The sequence below is a fragment of the Anaerostipes sp. MSJ-23 genome (assembly GCF_018918155.1).
Classification (GTDB): Bacteria; Bacillota; Clostridia; order Lachnospirales; family Lachnospiraceae; genus Anaerostipes.
In genome coordinates, this window is record NZ_JAHLPY010000001.1 from 300911 (window position 1) to 318356 (window position 17446).

Here is a 17446-nt window from a genome sequence, read left to right on the forward strand (position 1 = left end):
GACTTTACCGCCAACATCATAACAGATTTTTTTAATTTTGTGTAGTCTTTTTTGATCATCTCTGCCATTTTTCACAAAGTGCCAAAATCTGATCTGCAAATTTGCCAAGATCTTTATTGGTTCCTCCTTCATTTTGTGCGATAACTTTAGATAACAAATCGCAGGCTCCTTTCAAGCGCACATAAGCATTGCTTTCTTTTCGTGTTTTCTTCTTGACAAGCTCTCTGGTCCCCCATCCGATCCATCTTCCTTCGATCAAGTCAAAAACATCGCCACTATATGGAGCATTTGTCTCATATCCATATTCTTCTTTTAAACATTGCGCAAAAATATCACATACTTTATCTTCTCCATGTACAACAAAAACGAGTTGTGGTTTCTTCTTAAACTCATTCACCCATCGAATCAGTCCGTTTTTGTCAGCATGACCGCTCATTCCATCCATCTGAATAATCTTTGCCTGTACCTGAATTACCTCTCCAAATAATTTTACTTCCTTGGCACCTTCAATTAAAGATCTTCCAAGAGTACCGTAAGCTTGATAACCAACAAAGACAATTGTATTTTCCGGTTTCCATAAATTCCATTTCAGATGATGACGAATTCTTCCGGCATCACACATTCCAGAGGCAGAAATAATAACCTTGGGCTCCTCATCAAAGTTGATCGCCTTAGATTCCTCTGTTGTAATGGAAAGCTGAAGATTAGAAAAAGAAATGGGATTAATTCCTTTATTTACAAGATCCATTGCTTCCTCATCATAAGTCTCTTCTACATCTTTATGAAAAATATGGGTTGCTTCTACCGCAAGAGGACTATCTACAATCACTTTAAAATCTCCATGATTTTTTACAAGTTCTTCTTCCTTCATCTGGCGGATATAATATAGGAGTTCCTGCGTTCTTCCGACAGCAAAGGATGGAATTACAACATTTCCTCCTCTATCAAAGGTTCTCTGAATCACCCCTGCCAGCTCACTGACATAATCCGGATGTTTTCCATGCAATCTATCCCCGTAAGTCGACTCCATAATCACATAATCTGCTTCATCCGTATATTGTGGATCTTTAATCAACGGCTGATCATAATTTCCGATATCCCCTGAAAATACAAGTTTTCTATCATTTTCACCCTCACGAAGCCAAACTTCAATACTAGAGGATCCTAGAAGATGTCCGATATCGGTAAAGCGAATATCAATATTATCATACAATGAAATTTTTTGACTATATGCACATGGAACAAACAAATCCATCACATTAATTGCATCTTCTACCGTATAAGTTGGTATTACCTCTGGTTTTCCTGAACGTCTTGCCTTACGATTTCTCCATTCCGCTTCAAATTCCTGAATATGTGCACTATCCTGAAGCATAATTCGACATAAATCTGTTGTTGCTTTTGTTGCATAAATCTTTCCACGAAAGCCTTTTGCATATAACAATGGAAGCAATCCGGAATGATCGATATGTGCATGTGTCAATAAAATAAAATCAAGTTCTGCGGCCGAAACTGGCATTTCTACATTCTCATAAATATTAATGCCTTGTTCCATTCCATAATCCACGACAAACTTTTTATTTCCACATTCTACATAATGGCAGCTTCCGGTTACCTCATGATCTGCTCCAATAAACATGATTTTCATAAGTCATACCTCCTCAGAAATATATACTGGTCCTGCAGGTACGATATTTTCCAGATTTGGATGCTGTTCTAAGATTGGTTGTGACTGATATCCAAAAAATACCCTGGTTAAATCCCCAATTGTAATTCTTTCTGCCTGATCACCATCCTTTGTTTCTTTTGTTATCATCATTTTATGACCATTCCATTGAAAATGAAACATTCCATCATTTTCTTTAATCAATGGATCTTCGACTATCATTCGAAATGAAAAGTTCTTTTTTCCTTTTAGTATCTTTTCCCATGCTTTTAACGATGTAATCCTTGCCATAATTTTAGGAGTGAGATTTCCTCTTGTCAGATTTCCTCCCGTAATCTCTATTTCTCTTCCTGAATAAAGAGACTTTATCTGACGAAGCATCTCTTCTGGCTCTTTCGCATAAAAAAGACGAAGAAAAGTTTCATTTTCTTCCTGACCTTGTACAAAAACGCCCTTTATTTCTTCATCAACTTTCCATACCATTAGATGCCCATTGCTACTTTGACTCTCTTTTTCTGCACGTTTTAAATATTCTATATTGGGAACTGTATAAATTCCATATTCTTGCATACATTCTTGCAAATAACTGGAAATTTTCGGATAATCTTTTTCTTTTGCAATTTCAATTACACCAACAGAATGTCTGCTTTTTTCTCCTGAAATCACACATTGTTTCCAGTCCATAACAAAAACAAAGTCAAATGGCTCATAATAAGCCCGATTAGCCGGCATCAAATATGTAAATGGTTGTTTTTTCCCTTGTATATCACAAAGGCACTTTTTTAACATAGAGGCCATAATTCCCTGTCGCCTGCACTCTTTTTTTACCGCAACCGCTACAATATAAAAAAGCTCTTGGGATTCATCTGAAATCTGTATTTTATAAGGATTCAGATGAATCATCCCCTTTAATTCTTCCTGATCCATGGCAAGCAACACTTTATTATTTTTATAGACTTCATCAAAATAATATTGTGCAAATGGTTTGGGATCTTCAAAAATTTCTTGGTACATTTTAAAGATCATTTCCCGATGCTCTTTTTGATCATAAAAAAGCCTCATGCTTCTTTCCTTTCCATTAGAAGGCATACTGCCTGTGCACTAATTCCAAGTCCTTCTCCAGTAAATCCAAGTTTTTCTTCAGTTGTTGCTTTTACATTCACCTGACCTTGGTCCACTCTTAACACTCTGCTGATATTTTTAATCATACTTGGCAAATGTGGTGCCATTTTTGGCTTTTGTGCAATGATCGTTGCATCTACATTTCCAACAGTATACCCTTTTTCATAAATTAACCTTACAACTTCCTCTAAAAGCTTCAAACTGTCTGCATTATGAAATTTAGGATCTGTATCTGGAAAATGCTTACCAATATCCCCAAGTGCTGCAGCTCCTAGCAAGGCATCTGAAATTGCATGAAGCAGTACATCCGCATCCGAATGTCCAAGAAGCCCCTTCTCGTAAGGTATTTCTACACCTCCCAAAATCAATTTCCTATTTTCAGTTAGCCTGTGTACATCATACCCCATTCCAATCCGCATATTCTGTCCTCCCTTCCGGTCGTTTTTCTTTTTTTCTATAGTTCTATTATACCCTTATTTTACGTTTTCGGAAAGAAAAAAGAGATGTATTTTTCTCAAATACATCTCTGATAAGTAGCGATGAGCAGATTCGAACTGCTGACACTACGGGTATGAACCGTATGCTCTAGCCAACTGAGCTACATCGCCATATGTAATTATCCATTCATGATTTCTCATGAAATGGGACCAACAGGGCTCGAACCTGTGACCCTCTGCTTGTAAGGCAGATGCTCTCCCAGCTGAGCTATGATCCCGCTTGATTCGTTGTTGTCGTTATTGCTCTTGCCTGACGACAGATATTAGTATACTTCATTCTGTTCTAAATGTCAACACTTTTTTCAATTTTTTTTAATTATTTTTTGTAAATCGCCAAAAATGGCAGAAATACGTGGTTTTTCGTACTTCTGCCATTGAAAATTAATTGGTAAAACTAATATGATTTGGGTCAATTGTTACTGTTTTTTGAAAAGATCCATTCACTGCTTTTTTATTAATTTGCTCTACAATCTCTCCCAAAGTGATATCTGTCTTCATCTGATTATGACTATCCACGATCGTTACTTCATCATTAATCTTTAAATTTACAAGTGTAACCATCTGTTCTTCTGGTGTTAGTTTTCCTTCCTTAAGAGGAACTATCAACTGATAATTTTTCTGAAGTACCGCTTTAATATCGTAATACATGTCCCAATATTCTTTGCTGTGTTTCTTTACCGTTAATACTTTTGCATCTTCGATCTGTTTCTTCGTCGCATCTTTTACTTTCTGATCTTCCTGTTTTGGATTATAAATTTCCCAGAAAGGGCCTCCTGCTGATGCTGATTTTGACTGACTTACAACATCTTTTAACGGATATTTATAAGCACTTCTTCCTCTGCTTCCAACATCTGCCACAGTCACCTGATCATCCTTGTCAATTCCAACAAGAACAATAAAATGTCCTTTGCTCGTAAAATATCCAGGTCCCATCAATGCAACAACTGGATGTCCTGCCTGTAATGCCTTTCGAATGGAAGCAATATCTGTCTGTAATCCATTACATTTCAATTTATATTGCTTTGCAAGGGCTGGTACCATATCATGAACTGCTCCAGAAATGCTATAATATCCATGATCATATGCCCAGATTGTTGTATCCAATGGTGTTACCCATTTTCCTGTCAAAGAGGAAATGCACACAGCCATAGCAGTCGGACCACATCCACTGCTATGAATATGATATCCATTTTCATTCCATGCTTCATCTGCCTGATTAAAATAGACAAATCCATTTAATGTCTCTTTTTTATCCTTCATCTGAAGCCTCGTATCATTGTAAACCTTTGGAATGATCGCTTTCGATTCTTTTTCCTTTTTCTCGGCTGCTTTTTTCTTCTTTTCCGCTTCCTTTTTTTTCTTTTCTGCCGCTTTCTTTTTCTTTTCTGCTGCTTTTTTCTTTTTAGCTTCTTTCTTTTTCTTTTCTGCCGCTTTTTTCTTCTTTTCTGCTTCCTTCTTTTTCTTCTCAGCTGCTTTTTTCTTTTCTAATTCCTTTTTCTTTTGTGCATCTGTATTCTTTTTTTTATGCGTAGATGAATTTTTTTTATGTTCTGTTGTTGTATGTTTATGTTCTGTTGCAGAACTTTGATGATGTTTTTCTGTTGTTGTATTTTCTTTTGTGTGAGTCTGTGTGGAATGTTCTGTCGTTGACTCTGTAGATTCCTGCTTCTGTGTAGATGAGGCAGCCTCCTGCTGCTGAACTGCCGTCGTAGAAGAAGATTTTACATTTTCTTCTGCATGAACTCCTGTCGCCGGACCCAAGGTCAACATTGCACATACCAGCAAAGTTGCTCCTGCTTTTATATGTCTTCTCATATGCTCCCCCTGTTTTTTTATCATACTAAATAATAACACCTTATTTTGTTCTGTCAAGACCTATATATATAACTACCTTCTTTGTTTTTCCTCACCTCAATCTTTTTATCAATCTGCTCTTTTAATTCCACTACATGGGAAATAATCCCAATCATTCTGTGTTCTCCAGCAAGTTCCATTAGTGTTACAACAGCCTGATGAAGACTTTCCTCATCCAATGCACCAAACCCTTCATCTACAAATAAAATATCGATCTGAATTCCACCAGCATAACTTTGAATCACATCTGAAAGTCCAAGTGCCAGACAAAGTGCCGCTTTAAACGATTCTCCGCCGGATAAAGTTTTTACAGGACGTTTTTTCCCAGTATAAGCATCAAAAATTTCAATCTCTAAATGATCTTTTTTTCTTCCGTCGCTAACCGTTTCCTGACGATACATCTCATATCTTCCTGCACTCATTTTCAAAAGCCTGATATTGGCTGCTTTTAAAACATCTTGAAAATAAGAAATCATTGCATACTGTTCAAGATTCATCCTTAATCGATTATTTCCATTTAATAAACGATCTATATCTCCAATAATGCCATACTTTTGTTCCAGTTTTTCTTTTTGCTTCAGTTTCTTTTGAAAAGATTCACATGCTTTTTCAACTCTGGAAAGACCAATCACTTGCTCCCTTATTTCCTGATCTAGCACATATATGATTTCTTCCAATCTCCTACACTCCTCCAGTTTTTCTTTTCTTTCCTGAACAGATGGAAAAACTTCTTCTTTTTGTTTCAATTTTTTTCTCTCTAAGTTCTCTAAAGCCATTATTTTCGAATATTCCATCTGAATCTGATGGAATTCTTCCCCTACTTTTTTCATCCGTTCTTCATACTGATCAATCTTTGTTGTTTTTTCCTCATATTCTTTCTGTATTTTATTTTCTTCTTTTAGTACATCTTTCACCTCCTTTGAAAGCCCCTCAAATCGTCCACAAAGCATAATATATGCCTGCTGCATTTGCTTTAATTTTTCTTTTTCTTTTTTCTTATCAAATAGTAATTGGTCTTCCCTTCGAAAAATTTTCTCTGGCTTTTGCGGTATCTGTTTTTCCTTCTGTCTCAATAACTGCTCTATAGATTCTTTTTGGTGCTGCAATTTTATCATCTTCTCATAACTTTTTTGAAATTGTTCTTCTATTCTTTTCGTTTTTTCTACTTGAATCTTCCATACATTCTGGTCTGGAACATCTTCTACGATCGGAGCAATCTTTGGATGATCTATAGACCCGCAAACTGGACACGGGACTCCTTCTTTCAAACCAGCGGCAAGCATTCCTACATTTGCTGCATAAACCATCGATTGTATACAATCTCGTTTTCTTCTTTCCAACAATCTTCTATTATCAAGCTTTTTATAATGAAGACTTTCTTCTTCAATTTCTTTTTCAATTTTTTCTTTTTCTCGCTCTGTCCTTTTAAAATCTTCCTCAGCCTCTTTCCACTCCCAAAAAAGAGCTGCCCCTACCTTATCTTCCTGATTCTTTATAGAAATCTTTAGAGCTTCTTTCTCTTGTTGAATTTTCTTTCCCTCTTCTGCCTTTTTCATTGCATCTTCCAGAAAAAGAACTCTTTTATTCCATTTTTTTACCTCTTCCTGTAATAACATTGTTTCTTTATACTCTTTTTCTTTTTTGTAAATTTTTTCTTTCAGAGATTTTTCTTGCTTATCCAAACAATCAATGTCATTTTTTAATTTTTCTATTTCCTTTTCTTCTCGAACAATATCTTCACAAAATCGGCAGATGCTATTATATTTCTCTTCAGTTCCTAATTTTTTTTCTTCCAGATTTTCTTTTTCTTTTTTAAAAAAGACCTTTTTTTCTTTTAATAGCTGATAAACTTCCTGAAAATTTTTTCTTTCAAAAATCTCAAGGATTTCTGGAGATTCTGCCATACGTAAAGCCTCTTCCATCTGAAGCTCAATAGCCCGTACCTCATCCTTAATACCTCTTGCTTTCTGTCCAGCAAGTTCCTGTACGTTTTGATAAATTTGTGTATGGAAGACAGAGCGAAAAATTTCTGTACGTTCTCCAGATTTTGTCATTAAAAGATCTAAAAATTCTCCTTGTGCCAGCATAGATAACTGCTTAAATTGCTTATAATTAATTCCAAGAATTTCCTGAATCTTTTCGTTTACCTGTGAAATCCCACAAATCACATTTTTATCGCTTAAAAAAAGACAAGCATCTTCTTTTTTTGTTGTAAAACCTTCTCCTCTTTTTTTTCTTCGAATATATTTTGGATGACGCTCAACCCTATATTGTTTTCCAGCGTGCAAAAAGACAAGATTCACATAAGTATCCACTGTTTCTGGTGCAAAATCACTTCGCAAACGATCTTTTGTCCTCATTTTCCCGCTAACTTCTCCATATAAAGCATATGTGATTCCATCGAAAATCGTTGTTTTTCCTGCACCAGTTGGTCCTGTAATCAAAAATAATTCTCCTTTTTCCATTTTTGAAAAATCAATCTGATTCTTTCCCGGATAAGGTCCCCAGCCTGATATTTCAAGATATAATGGTTTCAAAGGTTTTTCCTCCCTTCTAAAAACAGCTCTTTCAGATAATTTATCCTTTTTTCTTCCTTTTCCCCTGTCAAAAGCTCCAGAAAAGATTTCATCAAATCTTCCGGTGATTTTTGCTTAAAAGACAACATCTTATCTTCTTTCAAAATTTTTTCATTTTTCTCAATCATCAATTCCATAAGATTTGGATAAACATCTCTTAATTTTGCTGCAGGATCCAGTAATTCTTCCTGATCTGTTAATTTAGCTCTTATATAATCTTTAGGATCTGCAAGCGCTACAACCTCTGGTTTCAAAAGTTCTTTCATCTCTCCTCTAATGGTACGCATTTCATGCAATGGCTTTAACAAAACGGTATGAATCTCCATCTTCCCTTTTTGAAAAAACTCTATCACAGTTACTGATTTTTTATGATATTCTTCCGAAAATGAATATTTTAGCGGCGAACCACTATAACGGATACTTTCCCTCCCTGCTTTTTGTGGTCCATGTAAATGTCCAAGTGCCACATAATCAAACGCATCAAACAAACGATAAGAAATCTGATCAGCCCCTCCAACACAAATTTCCATTTCTGAATCAGAACATTCCATTGAATCAGTTCCTGTTACAAACTGATGGGTGATCAAAATATTGCGGACATTCTGGTTTACCTCATGCTGTCTTAATACTTCTTTCATTGCATCCGAAGCATCTCCAATCTTTAACTTTGGATTATATGCTCTTACTTGTAACGGTTTAAAAAAAGGAAGCATATGAAAACAAATTTTTCCATATGCATCCTCCATTTCAATCACACGAATGTTCCCAGAAAATTTTCCTTCTATAAAAATATTTTGTTTATCAAAAATTGTTTTTCCAAAATCTAACCTTTGTCCAGAATCATGATTCCCTCCAACACAAAAAATTGAACATTTTTCTTTTTTTACTTCTGTGAGAAACCAATCAAACAATGAAATCGCACTTACCGGCGGAATGCTTCGATCGTAAATATCTCCAGCAATCACAACCGTATCTGCTGATTCTTTTTTTATGATGTCTAAAATCTGTTTTAAAATATACTCTTGATCTTCTTCCATAGAAAGCTCATTGATACTCTTCCCAAGATGAAGATCTGCAATATGAACAATTTTCATAAATTTCCTTTCTATTTATTTATAGAACAAACTTTTCAATAGCATAGGCTACCCCATCTTCTTCATTACTTTTCGTAACAAAATCCGCCTTTTCTTTTAGAACATCTATTCCATTTTCCATCACAACTCCAAAACCTGCAGCTTCAATCATTTTTTCATCATTGCTTGCATCTCCGCATGCCATAACCTGACTCATTGGAATATTTAAATAAGAAGCTAAATGGGATAATCCATCTCCTTTGTTACAAGTTGCACTGTTTATCTCTATGTTGTTCCATATAGCACTTGTAACAGCAATTTCCTTTACTTGATTTAATTTCTGCCAAACTTCTTTCTTTTTCTCAAGATCATCAAAGAATGCACACATTTTTTCAATTCCTTTACCTTCCTCTTTGATATCTTCTCTTAAATTTTCAACTTCCACCCTGGTTGTTTTTATTATTTCATACATTGGTCCTTCAATCTTATAATCTTCCAAATGATGATAAAATCGACTTTCCATATATCCTTTCCCATTACGATAAATATCCTGACTACAATGATAACCATCTAAAAGATCTAAAACTTTATAAACCGTCTGCGCAGATAAATGATTTGTATAAATAATTTTGTCTTCTCCTTTATCATAGATTGTCGCTCCATTACAGCAAATGGCATACCTTACACCTGCAAGTTCACGAATAAACTCTGGAATTGCCTTAAAAATACGTCCAGTTGCCGGAACGATCAAAACGCCTTTTTGTATTGCCTCTTTCAATACTTCTTTTGTATGCAAAGAAATTTTCTTCTCTCCATTTAACAGCGTATTATCAAGGTCCATTGCAACTAACTTAATCTTATCCATTATGCTTCCTCCGTAAAAAAGTAATTTTGTATATGAATTTGGAGGCTTTTATATCCCTGATACTCATTAATAACCGGATAATAGGTACAGGTAATATACTTCCTATTTCCCATCTTTTCCCGGAAACGATCTTCCTCCTCAAAAATCATACCATCAATCCTGGTTCCTTGACTACTCTTTAACGCTAATTTAATGACATTTTTACTTTTGCCAAACACGCGGACTCTTTCTACTTTTAATTTTCGATGAGCAAACAATGGTTTTTTATTTTCTTTTCCAAACGGTTCCAAAACTGCAAGCTGATCAATTAGATCTATTGTAATATAATCAACTGGCATATCCACATCAATATGGACTTTATCAACAAAATCATCTTTGGAAAGCGTACAGTTTTCATTAATTCTCTTTCGAAATTCTTCCAATCTTTCCTTTGGAAGGGAACATCCAGCTGCCATTGGATGTCCTCCAAATTTTGTAAAAATATCTTTCACTTTTGTCATTTCTTCAAACATAGAATACTCTTCAATGGATCTTCCAGACCCTTTCAGACCTTCTTCACTGTCTGTAAGCACAAATACTGGATGATGGAATCGCTCCCTGATACGTCCTGCGATAATTCCTGCAATACTTTCATGACATCCTTCTAAATAAATCACAAAAACTTTATGACCTGCCTGTTCATATGTTTGTGCCTGCATATCAGCTTTCAAAACTCCATCTTCCGTCATTCGTTTTCTTTGTTCATTTAAATCTTTTAAATGCTCTGCCACCGATAATGCTTTCTCTCGATTTTCTTCCAAAAACAAATTCATTACTTTTTCTGCCGTATCCAGACGCCCGCTTGCATTAATACATGGTCCAATAATAAATCCAAAATCATAAGAACGAATTTCTTTCTCCTCCATGCCATGCACACTTAATAACGCCTGCAAGCCAATATTTTTAGTATCATGAATTCTTAAAATTCCTTCTTTTACTAAAATTCTATTTTCTCCAGTTAAGTCTACAACATCACATACCGTCGCGATGGCTAGAAAACAAAGTAGTTCTTCCAGAGTTTCCTCGTTTGCTCCCATTTCTATATAAAGTCCACGAATGAGCTGAAATGCAACCCCTGCTCCACAAAGCAATGGATAAGCATAAGTACATGCCTGTTGTTTTGGATCAATGACAACATCTGCCGGCGGAAGAATTTCCTTCCTAGTCCCATCTTCTTTTATCTCAAATGGCACATCATGATGATCTGTGACAATCATCGTCAAACCATTTTCTTTTCCAAAAGAAACTGCTTCTTTTGCTGCGATCCCATTGTCACAGGTAATAATTGTATCAATTTTATCCTCTATTGCTCTCGAAATAAGATTTTCATTAATCCCATATCCATCTGTCATCCGATTTGGAATGGTAAAATCGATCCTTCCACCAAGATCATGTATTCCTTTCCATAAAATATAATTAGACATTACTCCATCCACATCGTAATCTGATATAATACGGATTGTCTTTTTCTCTTGGATCTTATTTTTTAAGATCTGTGCGGCCTCTTTTATGCCTTTCATCTCAAAAGGATGTGCAATATCATTCAGATTTCCATATAAATATTTTTTAATCTGTTTATCTCCGATAACATTTCTATTTCGTATTAAACGTGCGATTACTGGATCGATATGAAATTTTTCACTAATCTTATAAAAATCTGCTTTTTTCTTATATAAATACCATTGTTCCATAAAATTCCCCATTTTAGAAAAAAGAGCATTTAGAATGTCTCTAAATACTCTTTAATCCCCTATCTTTATTTTTCTTTTCCAATTTTTGTCTTCATGAAATACCATAACGGACCAGTCAAGAAAACAGAAGAAAATGCTCCTCCTACAACACCAATCATCAATGTCAGGGCAAACTCTTTAATAGAAGTAACTCCAAGAATAAATAATAATAATACCATAACAAAGGTTGTCAATGTTGTATTAATTGTACGAACTAACGTCTGTGAAATACTTGTATTTACAACTTCTTTTATCTGACCTTTTCCGATATTCTTCAGATTTTCACGAATACGATCAAATATAATGATCGTAGAGTTAATAGAATATCCAATGACAGTCAACATACAGGCAATAAAAGTACCTCCTACTGACAGTCTTCCAATAGAATAAGCTGCAAATACGATTAACACATCATTTAATAATGCAATAATCGCGCTAGAACCAAACTTCACATCCTTAAAGCGGATCGCAATATAAATCAACATGCAAATGGTTGCAATAATCACAGATACAATTGCATCTCTTTGCATCTCGCTGCTAATTGTGGAACTAATATTATCTGTTGTTACTGATTTTGCTTTATAATCTTTTTTCAGTGTACTTTCCAGCTGTTTTCTCTGATTTAAATTCAATTCCACGCTCTTTATCACAAGCTGATGATTCGCCTTTACTTTCTGACTTTGTACAGAAGAAGATTTGCTAACTTTTTCATATACCTTTGTTATTTTCTTCTCTAACTGATCATCAATCTTTTGCTTATTGCCAAACGTAATTGTTGATGAAGTACCACCGGAAAATTCTAGATCATAATTTAACAAACTTCCTGTACGGCTTTTGCTAATAGGAAGTGCTGCAAGACCAGCAATAATAATAATTCCAGCAATCACTGCATAACGTTTCCCATATTTCACAAAATCATGTTTATGTGCTGTTCTTGGTTTCCCATAAAATTTTGCATCGCGAACACCAAACTGATAGCATGCATATACAAGGAAACGGCTAATAACCAACGCCGTAAACATAGAAATTGCTACACTCATTCCAAGGGTCTGTGCAAAACCTTTAACAGTTCCAGAGCCTTTAAACCATAAAACAAACACAGCAATCAATGTTGTAACATTTCCATCAACTATGGCAGATGCTGCTTTTGAAAATCCTGATTTAATCGAAGCTGCAACGCTCTTTCCAGAAGCAATTTCTTCCTGTATTCTCGCATAAATAATAACATTAGCATCTACTGCCATTCCTATTCCAAGCACAATACCAGCAAGACCAGGCAATGTCAATGTTGCATTGAATCCATTTAATGCAAGAAGAGTTAGCAACATATAAATTGCCAATGCAATACAAGAAATAATTCCAGGCACTGCATAAAATCCAATCATGATTGCACATACAACTACAAATCCAATAATACCGGCTTTCACAGTTGTCTGAATAGCATTCACTCCAAGTTTGGCAGAGACAACACTTGCACGAAGTTCTTTTAATTTTACAGGAAGAGATCCAATACGAATGGACGAAGCAAGGTTTTCGGCTGCTTCATAGTTTTCCATTCCAGTAATTGTGCATTCTCCATTTGTAATCACTTCATTAACTGTTGGTGCACTAATAATCTGATTGTCATAAATTATATAAATAGATTTATTTTTATATTCCTTTGTTGCTTTTGCAAATGCTTTGGTTCCCTTAGCATCAAATTCAAGTGCTACCAGATATTCTTTTTTTCCAGTTGTGTTATCTTCGTTTGTTTCTGCTTTCGCTTTTTTTACATTTTGTCCAGTCAGCACAGTTTCCATCGTTGTCTGTGTTGTTGTCTTTCCGTTTTTCTTTACCTTTTTTTCTTTTGGTACAACAAAGGTAAGATTGCCTGGTTTTCCAAGTTCATCAAGAATCTTATTTGCATCAGTAACACCAGGAATTTCAATATTAATTCTGTCTTTTCCCTGACGATATACCTCTGCCTCTGTACTATATCCCTCTACACGTTTCTGAAGTTTATAGACTGTATCTTTCATATCACTATCCGATACATTTTTTCCATCTACTTCATATGTGATGCTGACTCCTCCGGCAAGATCCAGTCCAAGCTCAATATTACTTGCTCGTCCAATCTTATTCTTTGTAATTCCTTTTGTCGTAATAAACAATCCAAAAATACAAAGAGCAACCAAAATGATCAAACCGGCAATATATCCAGCTTTTTTATTCTGCTTCTTCATCCGATGTCTCCTCTTCCAGTGCAAGCGCTGCTTTTACCATCAATGCACATTCCACACGTTTTCTTTCCAATTTACATCCGATTTCATAAGTACCATCGATGTTTCCGTTGAAATGATAAGAATTGGCACTGCATCCACCACTACAATAAAATCTTGCAAAACATTTTTTACATTCTTCTTTTGTATAAACACAGCTTGCCTTAAATTCTTTGACAATATCTTCCCGCTTAACACCTTCAAAGACATTTCCCATACAGAACTGTTCTTCTCCTACAAACTGGTGACATGGATATAAATCCCCCCAAGGTGTAACTGCTAAATATTCTGTTCCAGAACCACATCCAGAAAGTCGTTTTGCAACACAAGGCCCTCCAGTCAGATCAATCATAAAGTGGAAAAACGTAAAACCTTTTCCCTCTTTTTCCCTTTTGATCATTTCTTTTGCGAGTAAATCATATTCTTCCATTAATTTTGGAAGATCTTCCTCGGTAATCGCATAATCTTCTGTATCTGGTGCAACAACTGGTTCTACAGAAATCTGCTCAAATCCTTCATCTGCCAGATGGAATACATCTTTTGAAAAATCCAGATTATGATGTGTGAACGTTCCTCTTACATAGTATTTTTGTTGATTTCTACTATCCGCAAATTTTTTAAATTTATCAATAACAAAATCATAACTTCCTTTTCCATTTCGGAATGGACGCATATAATCATGAACCTCTTTTCGCCCATCGACACTTAAAACGACATTATCCATTTCTTTATTAGCAAATTCCATAATGTCATCATTCAATAGTACTCCATTTGTTGTCAATGTAAAGCGGAATTTTTTGTTATATTTCTTTTCAAGACTACGTCCATAAGCAACGATTTCTTTTACAACATCAAAATTCATTAACGGTTCTCCGCCGAAGAAGTCTACTTCAAGATTAATTCTGGCACCAGAACTTTTCACAAGAAAATCGAGTGCTGCTTTTCCAACTTCTGCACTCATTAAAGCTCTGCGGCCCTTATATTCTCCTTCTTCTGCAAAACAATATCTACATGCTAAGTTGCAGTCATGTGCAATATGAAGACATAAAGCTTTTACAACCGTTGGACGTTCTTTAAATCCACAAATATAATCTTCATAGCAATCTTCTGTAAATAATACGCCTGCATCTTTCAGTTCTGTTACTTCATTATATGCTTCTTCCACATCCTGTGGATCATAACCAGAAAGTTCTTTTTTTATCTGTTCCAGAGAATGATCTTCATATAAAGCAATTACTTCATAACTTAAATCATCTACAACATGGACAGAACCGCTGGCTACATCCAAAACCATATTATATCCATTGTTCTTATACTGATGAACCATGTTTTTTTCTTCTCCCTCTATTTTCTTTTTCTATACTCACGCAGGAAAGAAATTCCCACGTAACAAAATGAGGCGGCCCGCACGGAACGCCTCACCTGTTTCATACCAGTTTCTTTTCCTATTTACACTGTTCGCAAGTCTGATTTCCTACAGTACAGGATGTTTTACATGCTGACTGACAAGATGTCTGGCATTCTCCACATCCACCTTTTTTTACAGTGTTCTGTAATGTTTTATTTGTCAGAGTTTTAATATGTTTCATGTTATCTTCCTCCTATTTAATCTCATAAATGGCTTGAAATATTATATCATATCTATTTTTTCTTGACAATGGTTAAATCAATTATGCTCTCTTATTCGCAGGTTCCATGCTAATTGTTTTTCCTTTAATTTTTGCTTGTTTCATTCCACAAAGGACATCTGCTGCTACTGCCCGTGGTACCTCAACAAAAGAATACTTATCGTGCATATCAATTGCTCCTACCAATTCTCCTGAGATATTAGATTCTCCAGCAACAGCACCCAAAATATCTCCCGGGCGTACTCCATTTTTCTTACCTACATTAATAAACAACCTTGCCATTCCTTTTTCGGCACCAGTATCTTCCCACATTTCGGCTGTTTCTTCCGAAGAGGTATCTTTAAGACTTTTCTTCAAAAATGCAGCTGCAATTTCTAGTGCGCTATATGGACTTTCTTTCACAAAATCATTCATAAGACTAATATATTTTTCCATTTCTTCTTCTTTGATCATTCCATTAATCTCAGACATCAGATTTTCTGATTTAATATTTTGTACATCTTGAAGACTTGGAATCGGTCTTTCAGAAATTTTAGTTCTACAATAACGCATGATTTCTTTTAATTTACGACGTTCTTTTCGTTCTACAAATGTAAATGCACTTCCAGTTCTTCCAGCTCTTCCGGTTCTTCCAATTCTATGCACATAAAATTCATCATCTTGTGGAAGATCATAATTAAACACTGCATCTACATCATCTACGTCGATTCCCCTAGCCGCAACATCCGTTGCAACAAGAATATCTACACGCCCATTTCGGAAACTTTTCATTACACGATCTCTCTGACTTTGTTTTAAATCTCCATGAAGACCTTCTGCAAAATATCCACGACCCTTTAATTGTTCTGCCACTTCATCTGCCTTTCTTTTTGTATTACAAAATACAACCGAAAGCTTTGGAGTATACATATCAAGCAGACGACATAAAACTTCCAATTTTCTTCTTGATCGAACTTCAAAATAACTTTGCTCAATATTTGATACTGTCAGTTCTTTTTTTACGATCTTTACAACTTTTGCATGATCCTGATATTTTTTTCGCAGTTCCATAATCGCTTTGGGCATTGTTGCAGAAAAAAGCAGTGTTTGACGATTTTCTGGCACTTCATGAAGAATCGTTTCAATATCTTCACGAAATCCCATATTTAGCATCTCATCTGCTTCATCCAAAATAACCATTTTCAAATCTTCTGTTTTCAATGTATGACGACGCAGATGATCCATGACTCTCCCAGGAGTTCCTACAATAATATTGACTCCTTTTTTTATTGCACGAATCTGATTCGTAATGTTCTGCCCGCCATAAATAGGAAGTACCTTTGCTCCATGCATAAATTTTGCTAATCTGCGAATTTCATCCGATACTTGAATGGCAAGTTCTCTTGTCGGACATAAAATCATAGCTTGTGGTCTTTTATTTTCTGTATCTAACATCTGAAGCATTGGAATTCCAAATGCTGCTGTTTTCCCTGTTCCAGTCTGTGCCTGTCCAACAAGATCTCTTCCACTTAAGACAACTGGAATTGCTTTTGCCTGAATTGGAGAAGCTTCTTCAAATCCCATTTCTTTTACGGCTCTTAATATTTCATCATTTAAATCTAAATCATCAAAACGAACTGTTTCCATAATACCTACTATTCTTTCTTCTATACTATAAAAAGCTCCGATCGTTATCAATCGGAGCAACAACATTATTCAATATAACATATTATATATATATGCGTCAAGAACCTATCCTTTTTCTCAAGCAATCATTCCTCCAAGCATTCCACCTGCACTGCAAAGCAAGAGCGTTGTTATTTTCTCCGCAGATACCAGTGCTTCTCCTGGATGAAGCCAAAAAGAAATTCCAATCAGAATTAAAAAATAAAAGAATCCTGCTGCCATTCCCCATAAGAACTTTCTCTTTCCCATCTTTTTTCCCGCAATCCCGCCGGCAAGAATACAAGCGATAATATAAGTCAATGTAATCCCAATATTTGCTATTTTCATTCCAGATTTCGTTTGATACATAAAAAAAGCAAGGATACATAAAATAATTCCTGTAACAATATAAGAAATAATCAAACTTTCTATTATATAAATTCCCTTTTTCCCAGTCTCCATGGCAAATCCTCCTTTAATGAAACCATATGAGA

13 protein-coding genes and 2 tRNA genes are annotated in these 17446 nt (G+C 35.3%); all 15 read right to left on the bottom strand.

Features of this window, described 5'->3' with window-relative positions; translation table 11 throughout:
• Positions 1–55: 55 nt before the first annotated feature.
• The 15 genes from KQI71_RS01490 to KQI71_RS01560 all read right to left on the bottom strand — a co-directional run bounded on the left by KQI71_RS01490 (position 56) and on the right by KQI71_RS01560 (position 17414).
• Entirely contained in the window at positions 56–1648 is a 1593-nt protein-coding gene (locus tag KQI71_RS01490) for an MBL fold metallo-hydrolase RNA specificity domain-containing protein (protein WP_216433370.1), read from the bottom strand.
• 3 nt (positions 1649–1651) lie between these two features.
• The gene (locus KQI71_RS01495; RefSeq protein WP_253287875.1) at positions 1652–2728 is read right to left on the bottom strand and encodes a GNAT family N-acetyltransferase; all 1077 of its coding nucleotides are present in this window, start codon (positions 2726–2728) and stop codon (positions 1652–1654) included.
• On the bottom strand, positions 2725–3207 hold the full coding sequence (gene ispF / locus KQI71_RS01500; RefSeq protein ID WP_216433373.1) for a 2-C-methyl-D-erythritol 2,4-cyclodiphosphate synthase: 483 nt from the start codon (positions 3205–3207) through the stop codon (positions 2725–2727). The genes KQI71_RS01495 and ispF overlap by 4 nt, the downstream gene beginning before the upstream one ends.
• Before the next feature lie 115 nt (positions 3208–3322).
• A tRNA-Met gene (locus KQI71_RS01505) sits at positions 3323–3396 on the bottom strand.
• A 34-nt stretch (positions 3397–3430) separates the two neighbouring features.
• Positions 3431–3503, bottom strand: a tRNA-Val gene (locus KQI71_RS01510).
• A gap of 163 nt (positions 3504–3666) precedes the next feature.
• Positions 3667–5100: a C39 family peptidase gene (locus KQI71_RS01515; protein ID WP_216433375.1), complete on the bottom strand. Its 1434-nt coding sequence runs from the start codon at positions 5098–5100 to the stop codon at positions 3667–3669.
• A 53-nt stretch (positions 5101–5153) separates the two neighbouring features.
• Positions 5154–7676 carry an AAA family ATPase gene (locus KQI71_RS01520; RefSeq protein ID WP_216433378.1) on the bottom strand — a complete coding sequence of 841 codons (2523 nt, stop codon included), beginning with the start codon at positions 7674–7676 and terminating at the stop codon, positions 5154–5156.
• Positions 7673–8809, bottom strand: coding sequence for an exonuclease SbcCD subunit D (locus tag KQI71_RS01525; protein ID WP_216433381.1), 1137 nt, complete (start codon positions 8807–8809; stop codon positions 7673–7675). Before KQI71_RS01525 ends, KQI71_RS01520 begins: the two co-directional genes overlap by 4 nt.
• 19 nt (positions 8810–8828) lie before the next feature.
• Complete coding sequence (locus KQI71_RS01530; RefSeq protein ID WP_216433383.1) at positions 8829–9653, bottom strand: Cof-type HAD-IIB family hydrolase; 825 nt, start codon at positions 9651–9653, stop codon at positions 8829–8831.
• Positions 9653–11383 carry a single-stranded-DNA-specific exonuclease RecJ gene (gene recJ / locus KQI71_RS01535; protein ID WP_216433385.1) on the bottom strand — a complete coding sequence of 577 codons (1731 nt, stop codon included), beginning with the start codon at positions 11381–11383 and terminating at the stop codon, positions 9653–9655. Before recJ ends, KQI71_RS01530 begins: the two co-directional genes overlap by 1 nt.
• Before the next feature lie 65 nt (positions 11384–11448).
• Positions 11449–13644, bottom strand: a complete 2196-nt coding sequence (secD, locus tag KQI71_RS01540) for a protein translocase subunit SecD (RefSeq protein WP_216433388.1) — start codon at positions 13642–13644, stop codon at positions 11449–11451.
• On the bottom strand, positions 13628–15007 hold the full coding sequence (gene scfB, locus KQI71_RS01545) for a thioether cross-link-forming SCIFF peptide maturase (RefSeq protein WP_216433390.1): 1380 nt from the start codon (positions 15005–15007) through the stop codon (positions 13628–13630). The genes secD and scfB overlap by 17 nt, the downstream gene beginning before the upstream one ends.
• Positions 15008–15125: 118 nt before the next feature.
• A complete protein-coding gene (scfA, locus tag KQI71_RS01550; RefSeq protein ID WP_216433393.1) occupies positions 15126–15269 on the bottom strand; it encodes a six-cysteine ranthipeptide SCIFF in 144 nt (47 codons plus the stop codon).
• Positions 15270–15350: 81 nt separating this feature from the next.
• Positions 15351–16934 carry a DEAD/DEAH box helicase gene (locus tag KQI71_RS01555; RefSeq protein ID WP_216433395.1) on the bottom strand — a complete coding sequence of 528 codons (1584 nt, stop codon included), beginning with the start codon at positions 16932–16934 and terminating at the stop codon, positions 15351–15353.
• A 117-nt stretch (positions 16935–17051) separates the two neighbouring features.
• Positions 17052–17414, bottom strand: coding sequence for a TIGR04086 family membrane protein (locus tag KQI71_RS01560; protein ID WP_216433397.1), 363 nt, complete (start codon positions 17412–17414; stop codon positions 17052–17054).
• Between the last annotated feature and the right edge of the window lie 32 nt (positions 17415–17446).

Bases quoted from the DNA above. Each gene is read 5' to 3' on its own strand.
- KQI71_RS01490 (WP_216433370.1), bottom strand. From the start codon at position 1,648: ATGAAAATCATGTTTATTGGAGCAGATCATGAGGTAACCGGAAGCTGC.
- KQI71_RS01495 (WP_253287875.1), bottom strand. From the start codon at position 2,728: ATGAGGCTTTTTTATGATCAAAAAGAGCATCGGGAAATGATCTTTAAA.
- ispF (WP_216433373.1), bottom strand. From the start codon at position 3,207: ATGCGGATTGGAATGGGGTATGATGTACACAGGCTAACTGAAAATAGG.
- KQI71_RS01515 (WP_216433375.1), bottom strand. From the start codon at position 5,100: ATGAGAAGACATATAAAAGCAGGAGCAACTTTGCTGGTATGTGCAATG.
- KQI71_RS01525 (WP_216433381.1), bottom strand. From the start codon at position 8,809: ATGAAAATTGTTCATATTGCAGATCTTCATCTTGGGAAGAGTATCAAT.
- KQI71_RS01530 (WP_216433383.1), bottom strand. From the start codon at position 9,653: ATGGATAAGATTAAGTTAGTTGCAATGGACCTTGATAATACGCTGTTA.
- recJ (WP_216433385.1), bottom strand. From the start codon at position 11,383: ATGGAACAATGGTATTTATATAAGAAAAAAGCAGATTTTTATAAGATT.
- secD (WP_216433388.1), bottom strand. From the start codon at position 13,644: ATGAAGAAGCAGAATAAAAAAGCTGGATATATTGCCGGTTTGATCATT.
- scfB (WP_216433390.1), bottom strand. From the start codon at position 15,007: ATGGTTCATCAGTATAAGAACAATGGATATAATATGGTTTTGGATGTA.
- scfA (WP_216433393.1), bottom strand. From the start codon at position 15,269: ATGAAACATATTAAAACTCTGACAAATAAAACATTACAGAACACTGTA.
- KQI71_RS01555 (WP_216433395.1), bottom strand. From the start codon at position 16,934: ATGGAAACAGTTCGTTTTGATGATTTAGATTTAAATGATGAAATATTA.
- KQI71_RS01560 (WP_216433397.1), bottom strand. From the start codon at position 17,414: ATGGAGACTGGGAAAAAGGGAATTTATATAATAGAAAGTTTGATTATT.